Raw genomic sequence first — 11284 nt, 5'->3', positions numbered from 1 at the left:
CGGGTGTTTGTCCAATTGGAATGGCTAAGCGTTTGAAATATTGCCTTTATTCATAAAACTGCAAAAAATCAGTGGAAATACGCAGCGCCGATAGGCAATTATTGTCGCGATGAGAGGCGCATTTATGGCGTGTCTTGTGGGGGAGCATCGTTTCGATGATGCTAAGACGAACAAAATTCAGACTCTCAACAGGGAAACTTTTCACTCGCTATGAGCAAAAACATACCCGCCCTGCAGGTCGAAGGGATGATCAAAAGCTTTGGGGATCACGAAGTCCTCAAGGGAATTGACCTGACGGCGCATACTGGGGACGTGATTTCGATTATCGGTTCCTCTGGCTCGGGCAAAAGTACGTTCCTGCGGTGCATCAATCTGCTTGAAACCCCGAATGCGGGTAAAGTCCATGTCCATGGCGAACTTATTCGCATGAAGACATTGAAGGACGGTTCGCAGGAAGCCGCGGACAAAAAACAACTTCAGCGCATCCGTACCAAACTGGCAATGGTGTTTCAGAGCTTCAATCTCTGGAGCCATTTGACCATTCTTGAAAATGTTATCGAAGCACCGGTGCATGTTTTGGGTGTGCCGAAAAAGGAAGCGATTGAGCGCGCAGACGCGCTGCTTCAGAAAGTCGGCATGTATGAGCGGCGTGACTATTACCCGGGGCATGTTTCAGGTGGTCAGCAACAGCGTGCGGCGATTGCCCGCGCCCTTGCGATCGAACCTGAAGTCCTGCTGTTTGATGAACCGACTTCCGCACTTGATCCCGAACTGGTCGGGGAAGTGCTTAAGGTAATGACAGATTTGGCCGAAGAAGGCCGCACGATGCTGGTGGTGACCCATGAAATGGGCTTCGCTAAAGGGGTATCCAGCCACGTGATGTATTTGCATCAGGGCCGGGTTGAAGAATTCGGAAACCCGACTGATGTGTTCGAGAACCCCAAATCAGAACGTATGAAGCAATTCCTTCAACGCGATTTCTGATATGGGCAGGCTGCCTCTGTTGGGGGCGGTCGCGTGAATGGGTGCAAGAGGTTGTGCGCCATTCCAATTTACAAGGGAGAATTTGAATGAAAAACTGGATCAAGGTTGCTTCGGCTGCCGCTATTGGTATTGCACTGAGCGCATCTGCAGCAAATGCGGCGTGGGAAAAGGTTGTGATTGCAACCGAAGGTGCCTACCCCCCGTTCAACATGGTTGACGAGAACGGCAAACTCATCGGTTTTGACGTTGATTTCGCCAACAAGCTTTGCGAAACCGCAAAAATCGAATGCGAAATCGTTGCCCAGGACTGGGATGGCATGATCCCGGGTCTTCTGGCGAAAAAATATGACGCGATCATTGCTCAGATGTCGATCACCGAAGAGCGCAAACGCTCTATCGACTTCTCCGATTATTACAGCAACACTCCGGCTGTCTTCGTTGGTAAAGACGGCATGAGCATCGAAGCGTACAAAGATGGTGAAGTCGTCGACGACGCACTTGACGGTCTTGTCGTTGGCGTACAGCGTTCGACGACCCACGCAAACTTCCTGGAAGACAACTTCCCGTCTGTCGAAATTCGTATGTACGGCACCCAGGACGAAGCACTTCTTGACCTGACTGCCGGTCGTGTTGATGCCACCCTGGCTGACTCCGGTACGCTTGAAGACTGGCTGAAATCCGACGAAGGCAAAGGCTACGGCTTTGTTTCCAACCAGTTCGCACCGAGCGAATGGTTCGGCGATGGCGCTGGTATCGGTATCCGCAAGGAAGACCAGGATCTCAAAGAGATCTTCAACAAGGCACTGGCTGAAATGCTTGAAAACGGCTCCTATGCCGAGCTGAACAAAAAGTATTTCCCGACGATCAATCTGCACCCGAATTGATCTGTTGATTTTTCCGGGGCGGCATCACTGTGCCGCCCCGCCCTTATTGTTGTCTGGTGTTTCTTTTTAGGGGATTGAAACGCCTGCGACATCAAGGAAAGCTGGAGACACCATGCTCGATTTATACGGCCGCGGCTGGCAGATGCTTGAAGGGGGACTGGTTACAGTTCAGCTTTGCCTTACCGTTTTGCCATTCATGATCATTATTGGTCTGCTGGGCGCATCGGCGAAACTTTCACGCTATCGCTCGTTGCGCATTATCGGGGAAAGCTACACCGTTCTTATTCGCGGTATCCCTGAACTTCTTGTTATTTTATTGATCTATTTTGGCGGCACGATTGCCGTTCAGAACATTGCCGAACTGATTTCCGGTGAAGAAACCCGTGTCGATATTCCGGCATTCTGGTCCGGTGTTGCCGCCCTTGCACTGGTACAGGGCGCATTCGCATCCGAAGTTTTCCGTGCTGCCATGCAATCCATCCCGATTGGCCAGATCGAGGCCGCCACGGCATGTGGCATGACACCACGGCAAATCTTTATGCGCATCAAGTTGCCACAGCTTTGGCGTTTTGCGCTTCCGGGGCTTAACAACCTGTTCCAGGTGCTGATCAAGGACACCGCCCTTATTTCGGTTGTTGGTGTCGAAGAAATCATGCGCAAGGCGGCCATCGGGGCTGGAACGGACAAGGCACCCTTTACATTCTATCTTGTGGCGATGCTGATGTTTCTTTCATTTACAACAGTTTCGCTTATTGCCTTCAACTATCTTGAAAAGCGGGCTGCCCGCGGTATCGCGAGGGCCTAAGATATGTTTGAAGATCTGATTTACGTTCTTGGCAAATATGATACCTGGCTTTGGCGTGGCTTTTTGCTGACGATTGAGCTGCTGGTAATCTCGGTTACCTTTGGAACGATTTTGGCCATTCCGCTTGCGGTGGCGCGCGTGTCCAAAAAAGTCTGGGTCCAGGCCGTTCCTTTTGCCTTCATCTATGTGTTTCGCGGTACACCCCTGATCGGGCAGCTGTTCATGATGTATTATGGCGTCGGACAGCTGATTTCGAACATTGACGGCATTCAGGATCATTGGAGCTGGGTCTATCTTCGCAATCCCTATTGGTACTGCCTGCTGACCTTTGTGCTCAATACATCGGCCTATGTTGCAGAAATCATGCGCGGTGGCATTCAGAACGTCCCAAGTGGCGAACTCGAAGCTGCGCGTGCATGCGGAATGACACCCTGGACCACCTATCGGCGGATTATCTTCCCGCGGATGTGGCAAATGATCTGGCCGGCTTACACCAATGACGTGATCTTTACCCTTAAGGCGACGTCACTGGCATCAACTGTGACCATGATGGAGCTTACCGGTGCGGCGCGTAAAATCGTTGCGCGAACCGCCCTTCCCTATGAGGCGTTTATTTCGGCTGGCGTGATCTATCTGATCATTGTTTATACGCTGACCTTCGGCTTCAAGGGCATGGAGCGATACCTGCGCCGGAATGAGCGTCGCAAAGACAAGCATTCAGCAAATACCAAGGCGCTACCTACCTGACCTTGACTGAATTTGAATACTCAAACGGCCCGGAAGCCGGTAACAATCATATGCCAGAAATTTGGTGATGATCTGTTTCCGTCCGGGCTGTTTTGCCCCACGCCACCATTTTTCAGGAAACCAAAATGCAAGAAGAACGCATTGAACTCGTTCGCCCGCAAATGGGCACGTCACGCGCCCTTACCGTGCGCCGCTATGGCAAGGCCGGAGCCGGTCCGAAAGCCTATTTTCAGGCAGCATTGCATGCAGACGAGCTGCCCGGTGTCATAACCCTGCATCATCTTGAAGCATTGCTGAAAGAAGCCGATGCCAAGGGGGAAATCACCGGTGAGATTGTTGTTGTTCCGTTTGCCAACCCGATCGGGCTTACCCAATATGTCGATATGAAGCCGCTTGGCCGGTTTGAACTGCGCAGCGGCCAGAATTTCAATCGCCATTACCCGGATCTCAGCCCTGCGCTTATTGCCGCCGTTGACGGCAAACTCGGTCGGGATGCCGATGCGAACGTCAACCTGATCCGGGCCGAACTTCGCAAACTGATAGCGCAACACCGCAAGGATGTAAGTCCGCTGACCGATTTGCAGGATTTGCGCCTTACGCTTGCCGAACTGGCGATCGATGCGGACTATGTCCTGGATTTGCATTGCGACTGGGAAGCGCCGATGCATCTTTATATCAGTGACCATAACTGGCCCGATGCCGCCGACCTTTCCGCACAGATCGGATCAAAATGTTCTCTGATTGCCGAAATCAGTGGTGACAACCCGTTTGATGAAGCATTCAGCCGCCCTTGGGTGGAGCTGCGCCGTGCCTATGGCGACAAGTTCCCGATCCCGATGGCGACCCTGGCAACCACAATCGAATTGCGCGGTGACCGGGATGTTTATGATGAATATGCCATTCCCGATGCCCTGAACATGTTCAAGTTCCTGCAGCGCCGCGGCCTTGTCGCCGGGGATCCGGGTCCCCTGCCCAAACCGAAATGTGATGCGACGCCGCTTTCCGGTGTTGATCGTGTTGCTGCGGTTCATGGTGGCATGGTTGTCTTTTCTGTCGAAGCCGGCGCACAGGTTAAGGCCGGTCAGGAACTGGGTTATGTGCTGGATTGTGAAACCGGTCAGAAAACGCCGTTTTCAAGCCGCACGGACGGGATCCTCTATTCCCGCCTTGGTATCCGCCTTGTAGTGCCGGGGGGCTATTTGTGTTCGGTCGCCGGTGAAGAGCCGCTGCCCGGCCGCGAAGGACAATTGCTGCTGTCGAAATAGGGTTTTTGACGGCAGTTGTCAGGCAGTTCTGCTGTTTTGATTGAAACTGTGTTTTGGACGGATCGATTGATTGCCGGGGTAAGGTTGGATACCTTCTTGGCGATTGGACGATCCGTCTTTATCTTTAATGCCAGATGCATTAAGTGAACCGACTTTTGCCACCATTCGATGCCAGATTGTCTGGTGTCCACACCTAAAACCGACAAGTCGCGCGATGCGCGTTGCAAGGATATTCCGATGTTCGACCCGAAAACTGTTTCCGACGTGATTGCCGCTGCCCGCAAAAAAGCAGTAGCTGACGCCGATACTGCACGTCGTGCCATTTCCGTTCTTGACCTGACCAGTCTGAATGATGATGACACGCCAGAGGTCATCGAAGCCCTGTGCAAGCGCGCCCAAACACCCGAGGGCAATACAGCTGCGGTTTGTGTCTATCCGCCCTTTATCGAAACGTCCTGGCGGGCGCTGGGACAGTCCGGGGTCAAGACGGCGACTGTTGTGAACTTCCCCGAAGGTGGCACCAATGCCCAGCGCGTTGGCGATGAAACAGCCGATTGCGTTGCCAAGGGTGCGGATGAAGTCGATCTTGTTTTCCCCTATAAGGCCTTTATTGGCGGGGATGCAGCGATTGCCGCCGATGTTGTTGATGCGACCCGGATGGCGTGCGGCACGATGACCACCATGAAGGTCATTCTTGAAAGCGGCGAGTTTGACGACCTTGCCAAGGTCTATGATGCCGCCCGCCTTGCGATCAGGCACGGGGCCAATTTCGTCAAAACCTCAACCGGGAAGGTTCCCGTCGGTGCCACGCCAGAAGCAGCTGTGGCAATGCTGACGGCCATTCGGGATGCCAAAGAAGAAGACGGCATTGACGCCGGTTTCAAGGCATCTGGCGGGGTCAAGACAACCGATGACGCCGCACTGTATATCGCAATCGCCGACCACATCATGGGGGACGGATGGGCAAAACCCGAAACGTTCCGTTTTGGTGCCAGCGGGGTTTTGACCGCCCTGCTTGAAACCTGCGGGTCGAAACCGTCGGATGCGCCCGCGGCGACTGGCAATTACTAAGACGACTGACTATCTGCGACACAGGTTTTCGCAGCTTCTGGTTTGAAGGAAAATATCCATGGCACGTGCCATTATCATCGTAGCGGACAGTTTCGGTATCGGTTCTGCACCGGACGCATCGAAGTTCGGGGATCAGGGATCTGATACGCTCGGACATATCGCCGAACATTGTGCCAAGGGGCTGGCTGATAACGATCAGCGCAGCGGTCCGCTCAATGTCCCGAACATGGTTGCTCTTGGCCTTGGCGAAGCTGCACGCGATGCAACCGGTCGTGTGCCGCCGGGACTTGATCATGGCGGGGCGATGATTGGTGCGTTTGGCCATGCCAAGGAACTGTCGCGCGGCAAAGATACGCCAAGCGGTCACTGGGAAATTGCAGGTGTGCCGGTCGATTTTGACTGGGGTTATTTTCCGATGACGGTTCCGACCTTCCCGGCCGAACTGACCGATGCCCTGATTGAACAGGCCAATCTGCCGGGGATTTTGGGCAATTGTCACGCATCTGGCACGACGATCATTGCCGAACTGGGCGAAGAACACATCAGGACCGGAAAGCCTATTTGCTATACCTCGGCCGATAGTGTGTTTCAGATTGCCGCACATGAAGAACATTTTGGGCTTGAACGACTTTATGAAGTTTGCGAAATCGCTTTCAAACTGGTCGAGCCGTATAATATCGGTCGCGTGATTGCCCGTCCGTTTGTCGGCGAAAGCCCGGCTGATTTCAAACGGACCGCAAACCGCCGTGATCTTGCGGTTCCCCCGCACAAACCAACCCTTCTTGACCGGTTCAGCGATGCCGGTGGCAAGGTCATTTCAGTTGGCAAGATCGCCGATATCTATGCCCATCGCGGTATTGCCAAGAAGGTCAAGGCATCGGGCAATATGGCACTGTTTGACGCCATGATGACCGAAATTGCCGACGCACCTGATAACAGCATTGTGTTCACCAACCTGGTGGACTTCGATATGGAATTCGGTCACCGTCGCGATGTTGCGGGCTATGCCAACGCGCTTGAGGAGTTCGATAAACGAATTCCTGAATTGCGCGCAGCCCTCAAACCCGGTGATTTGGTGATTATCACCGCCGATCATGGATGTGACCCCACGTGGCGCGGGAATGATCATACCCGCGAATTTGTGCCGATCATGGCCTTTGGTCCGGCGATCGCACCGGGTCCGTTCGGTTTGCGGGAAACGTTTGCCGATATCGGACAAACGGTTGCCGATCACCTTGGTATTGCGCCACTTGCGGCGGGAACATCGTTTTTGAATGGATAGCATCATGAACTGGCAAATCGGACAAAGTGAAACAACAACGGCACCGATCCGGATCGAGGCCATTGTCGATACGATTTGCCCATGGTGTTACATCGGTAAAAAGCGACTGGAAAAGGCGCTGGCACGCGAAAAGCTTGATCAGTTGATGATCACGTGGCGCCCTTTCCTTCTCAATCCGGACATGCCCAGTGGCGGCATCGACCGCAAACTGTATTTGTCGGCAAAGTTCGGCGGATCAGAAAGTGCTGCACGGGTCTATAAGGCAATCGAAGATGCCGGGGCAGCTGTCGGCATTGACTTCAAATTTGACCAGATCAAGGTCACACCCGATTCAACAGATTCCCATCGCCTGATTTACAAGATGTGTGCGGAACGCCCGGCTGTTGGCAATGCGCTGGTCGAAGATCTGTTTGTCGCCTATTTCCTGGAAGGCCAGGACATTGGCGATCATGAGCTTTTGGCAGATATCGCGGTCCGCCATGGCGAAGACCGAAATGAAATTCTTGAATATCTTGCCGGTGATATGGATCGGGAATTTGTCGGACAGGAAAATCGTGTGGCCCATCAAATGGGTGTGACCGGTGTGCCCTGTTTCCTGTTTAACAGCCGTCATGCTTTGTCGGGGGCACAGGAACCCGACATTTTGCAACGGATGATCCGTCTTGCGCGACAGGAAGAAATACCGGCCTGATCAGCAAGTGAGAAATTAAAAAAAAGGCGGGATAACAGTTTGTTACCCGCCTTTTCTTTAAGTTGCGACTGCAATATCGGAAAGCCGCTTCATCAGCCTTTTAAGGCCTTCCAGTCGATCTGTCGGTCCATCCCAACCAGCTGAATAGACAATCTTGTGGTCAGGACGCAGGCGGGCAACGCCAACCTGCTGCTGGATAAAGCCGATCAATCCGGCCGGGTTCGGGAATTCGTTATTGCGCAACGTGATCAGTGCACCTTTGGGGCCCGCATCAAGCTTTTCGATATTGGCGACACGGCACCATTGCTTGATCGTGACAACATCCAGAAGGTTTTCGACTTCTTTGGGCAATTTGCCAAACCGGTCGATCATCTCGGCCGCGAACTGGTCGACTTCTTCGCGTGATCGCAATTCGGAAATCCGGCGATAAAGACCCAATCGCACGCCAAGATCAGGCACGTAGCGATCCGGGATCAGAACCGGCATACCGATATTGATCTGCGGGACAAAGCTTGCATCTTCGGAAGCATCAATTTCGCCCTTGGCCTCGGCCACGGCTTCTTCGATCATTTGCTGATACAGCTCGATCCCGACTTCCTTGATATGACCGGATTGTTCTTCGCCAAGCAGGTTGCCTGCCCCGCGAATGTCAAGGTCATGGCTAGCAAGGTTGAACCCGGCGCCGAGGCTGTCGAGTGTCTGCATGACTTCAAGACGTTTCAGCGCCGTTGCTGTCAGCTTCTTGCTGTTCGGAAGCGTGAGATAGGCATAGGCGCGCTGTTTTGAACGGCCAATCCGCCCGCGCAACTGATAAAGCTGTGCCAGACCAAACATATCCGCACGATGGATGATCATGGTATTGGCGTTGGGAACGTCGATACCCGATTCAATGATGTTGGTCGCCAGCAGCAAATCAAATTTGCGATCGGTGAAATCAGTCATCACCTGTTCAAGATCGCGGGCACCCATCTGACCGTGGGCAACATCAAACTTGATTTCCGGCACCAGATTTTCGAGTTCCTTGGCCACCCGGCCAAGTTCGTTCACGCGCGGACAGACATAGAAAATCTGACCACCACGATGACGTTCGCGAAGGATAGCCTCGCGGACAACTACCGGGTCATAGGGCGTAATGTATGTTCGAACCGCCAGGCGGTCGACCGGCGGCGTGGCGATAATCGACAGTTCCTTGACCCCGGTCAGCGCCAATTGCAGCGTCCGCGGGATCGGTGTCGCGGTAAGGGTCAGAACATGCACGTCTGATTTCAGTTCTTTCAGGCGTTCTTTGTGTTTCACGCCGAAATGCTGTTCTTCATCAATGATCAGAAGACCAAGATCCTTGAAATGCACGCCATTGCCCAACAACGCGTGGGTACCACAGACGATATCAACATGGCCGCTTTCAAGGTTGTCTTTGACCAGTTTGGCATTCTTGCCGGTGACCAGGCGCGAAAGCTGTTCGACCCGAACCGGAAGCCCGTCAAAGCGTTGCTTGAAATTGAGGTAATGCTGGCGGCACAACAATGTGGTCGGTGCGACAATGGCGACCTGTTTACCAGACATTACCGCGGCAAAGGCCGCACGCATGGCAACCTCGGTCTTGCCAAAGCCTACATCACCACAGACAAGACGATCCATCGGCTTGCCAGCGGCAAGGTCATCAAGTGTATCGCGGATGGCACGTGCCTGGTCTTCGGTTTCGGCGAACGGGAAGCTTGCGCAGAATTCGTCGTAACTTCCTTCGGGTGCCTGCAATTGCGCACCTTTGCGCAGATGCCGTTCGGCGGCAACCTTGATCAGTTTGCCGGCCATGTCGCGGATACGTTCGCGCAGCTTGGCCTTGCGGGCCTGCCAGGCAACACCGCCCAGTTTATCAAGGATTGATATGCCTTCGTCCGAGCCGTAACGCGACAGGACTTCGATATTCTCGACCGGGACAAACAGCTTGTCGCCGCCATCATATTCAAGCTCAAGACAATCATGCGGGGCGCCACCCGCCGTCACGGTTTTAAGGCCAAGATAACGCCCGATACCGTGTTCAAGGTGAACAACAAGATCACCTTCGGAGATCTCGGATGCTTCGCGCAGGAAGTTGTCTGCCTTGCGGCGACGACCGCCCGGACGGCTCATGCGATCCCCGAGGATGTCCTGTTCGGTTACAAACCACAGGCCCTGACGACGGAAACCGCGTTCAATATCAAGGATGACGACCGCAACATGTTCATGGGTCAAATCATCAGTGATATCTTCCCAGCACTCACATGTGACAACCTTGCCAACCCCATGTTCGCGCAGAAGCGATACCATACGATCACGAGACCCGTCGGAATAGGCCGCAATGACAACCTGATTTCCCTTGCCGCGCTGGGTCGTGATGAAATCACGTAGTTCGTCATAAAGGTTGGTATCAGCACGCGCACGCACGTCACCAAAATCACGCCCCGCCCGTGCACCAAGGTCAAATATGCCGCGCTCTGGGTTTTCATCGTCATAATATGGCGAATATTCAAGAACGACACGATCTGCCAGCATCCGGTCAAATTCGGCCTGATCAAGATAAAGCCGTTCGGTCGGAACCGGCTTATAGACATTATCACCCGAAAGACCGCCGCCTCTGATATTCAGACGTGCCTGATAATAATCGTCAATCATTTCAAGGCGGTTTTCGATGACCTCACCATACTGGTAATCCAGTGTGACGATGGTATCTGGCAGATAGGCAAAGATCGTATCAAGCCCGTCATGGAACAGTGGCAACCAGTGTTCCATGCCACCATATTTCAGGCCGTTTGAAATTGACTCGTATAGCGGATCTGTTTGCGAAACCGCGCCGAACAATTCGCGATAACCGCTTCGGAACCGTGAAATGCTGTCGGGATCAAGGAATACCTCGCCCACCGGCAACAGGGCGATTTCCTTGACCTTGCCAACGGTGCGCTGTGTTTCAACGTCAAAGCGGCGGATGCTTTCAATTTCATCCCCAAAGAAATCAAGGCGCACAGGTTCTTTCATGCCCGGTGCAAAGATATCGACAATGTCGCCGCGCACGGCATAGTCGCCCGGTTCCATCACCTGCTCGGCGCGGTTATATCCCATGCGTTCGAAATAGGCGGTCAGTTCAGACCGGTCATATTCCGATCCGGCCTTGAAGGCGAGTTTACCCTTGCGCATTACTTCAAGCCGCGGGACACGCTGGATGGCGGCCGCCGCGGTTGTAAGCACAATGCGCCCCTGCCCGGCGGCCGGCTTTGTGCCCTCTGCCAGTGTGGTCAGGGTTTCGATACGCCGTGCGGTTACTTCCGCGATCGGGGATACCCGGTCATAGGGAAGGCAATCCCAGGCCGGAAGCGTCAATATGTCGACTTCGCCGGCAAAAAACCGAAGCGCCTCTGCCAATTGCGACATGCGTTTGTCATCGCGCGCAATATGAAGAACCGTCTGGTTGGTTCCGGCAGCGTCAAGCAACTCACGCAGGATCAGGGCGTCGGCCCCTTCCGGGACACCACCAACACGTTTCCGACCTTTGGTCGATATGATTTCTTTGATTTTACTCAA

9 protein-coding genes are annotated in these 11284 nt (G+C 53.6%); 8 read left to right on the top strand and 1 reads right to left on the bottom strand.

The window, feature by feature from the left end; all coding sequences use genetic code 11:
• Positions 1 to 210: 210 nt before the first annotated feature.
• The 8 genes from WA429_RS12460 (at position 211) to WA429_RS12425 (ending at position 7729) form a co-directional block, all read left to right on the top strand.
• Positions 211 to 984 (top strand): ABC transporter ATP-binding protein, encoded by a 774-nt coding sequence (locus WA429_RS12460; RefSeq protein WP_068519071.1) that lies wholly within the window; start codon positions 211 to 213, stop codon positions 982 to 984.
• A gap of 86 nt (positions 985 to 1070) precedes the next feature.
• Positions 1071 to 1868, top strand: a complete 798-nt coding sequence (locus tag WA429_RS12455) for a lysine/arginine/ornithine ABC transporter substrate-binding protein (protein WP_287465041.1) — start codon at positions 1071 to 1073, stop codon at positions 1866 to 1868.
• A gap of 112 nt (positions 1869 to 1980) precedes the next feature.
• A complete protein-coding gene (locus WA429_RS12450) occupies positions 1981 to 2673 on the top strand; it encodes an ABC transporter permease (RefSeq protein WP_287465043.1) in 693 nt (230 codons plus the stop codon).
• A 3-nt stretch (positions 2674 to 2676) separates the two neighbouring features.
• Positions 2677 to 3420: an ABC transporter permease gene (locus WA429_RS12445; protein WP_068519074.1), complete on the top strand. Its 744-nt coding sequence runs from the start codon at positions 2677 to 2679 to the stop codon at positions 3418 to 3420.
• A 125-nt stretch (positions 3421 to 3545) separates the two neighbouring features.
• Positions 3546 to 4685 carry a succinylglutamate desuccinylase/aspartoacylase family protein gene (locus WA429_RS12440; RefSeq protein WP_287465045.1) on the top strand — a complete coding sequence of 380 codons (1140 nt, stop codon included), beginning with the start codon at positions 3546 to 3548 and terminating at the stop codon, positions 4683 to 4685.
• 183 nt (positions 4686 to 4868) lie between these two features.
• Positions 4869 to 5756, top strand: a complete 888-nt coding sequence (gene deoC, locus WA429_RS12435; RefSeq protein WP_287465047.1) for a deoxyribose-phosphate aldolase — start codon at positions 4869 to 4871, stop codon at positions 5754 to 5756.
• 58 nt (positions 5757 to 5814) lie between these two features.
• Positions 5815 to 7038, top strand: coding sequence for a phosphopentomutase (locus WA429_RS12430; protein WP_287465049.1), 1224 nt, complete (start codon positions 5815 to 5817; stop codon positions 7036 to 7038).
• Positions 7031 to 7729 (top strand): DsbA family oxidoreductase, encoded by a 699-nt coding sequence (locus WA429_RS12425; protein WP_228195470.1) that lies wholly within the window; start codon positions 7031 to 7033, stop codon positions 7727 to 7729. The genes WA429_RS12430 and WA429_RS12425 overlap by 8 nt, the downstream gene beginning before the upstream one ends.
• Before the next feature lie 57 nt (positions 7730 to 7786).
• On the opposite strand, the gene mfd is transcribed toward WA429_RS12425, so the two are convergent.
• Positions 7787 to 11284 (bottom strand): transcription-repair coupling factor, encoded by a 3498-nt coding sequence (mfd, locus tag WA429_RS12420; RefSeq protein ID WP_287465051.1) that lies wholly within the window; start codon positions 11282 to 11284, stop codon positions 7787 to 7789.

It is taken from the genome of Thalassospira sp. CH_XMU1420-2 (genome assembly GCF_037029325.1).
Lineage (GTDB): Bacteria > Pseudomonadota > Alphaproteobacteria > Rhodospirillales > Thalassospiraceae > Thalassospira > Thalassospira povalilytica.
The sequence above is the reverse complement of the archived record's forward strand: the minus strand, read 5'-3'. Positions and strand labels throughout refer to the sequence as shown.

Excerpts from the sequence above, each read along its gene's own strand:
- WA429_RS12430 (WP_287465049.1), top strand. The coding sequence starts at position 5,815 with ATGGCACGTGCCATTATCATCGTAGCGGACAGTTTCGGTATCGGTTCT.
- WA429_RS12450 (WP_287465043.1), top strand. The coding sequence starts at position 1,981 with ATGCTCGATTTATACGGCCGCGGCTGGCAGATGCTTGAAGGGGGACTG.
- WA429_RS12425 (WP_228195470.1), top strand. The coding sequence starts at position 7,031 with ATGGATAGCATCATGAACTGGCAAATCGGACAAAGTGAAACAACAACG.
- WA429_RS12455 (WP_287465041.1), top strand. The coding sequence starts at position 1,071 with ATGAAAAACTGGATCAAGGTTGCTTCGGCTGCCGCTATTGGTATTGCA.
- WA429_RS12460 (WP_068519071.1), top strand. The coding sequence starts at position 211 with ATGAGCAAAAACATACCCGCCCTGCAGGTCGAAGGGATGATCAAAAGC.
- WA429_RS12445 (WP_068519074.1), top strand. The coding sequence starts at position 2,677 with ATGTTTGAAGATCTGATTTACGTTCTTGGCAAATATGATACCTGGCTT.
- WA429_RS12440 (WP_287465045.1), top strand. The coding sequence starts at position 3,546 with ATGCAAGAAGAACGCATTGAACTCGTTCGCCCGCAAATGGGCACGTCA.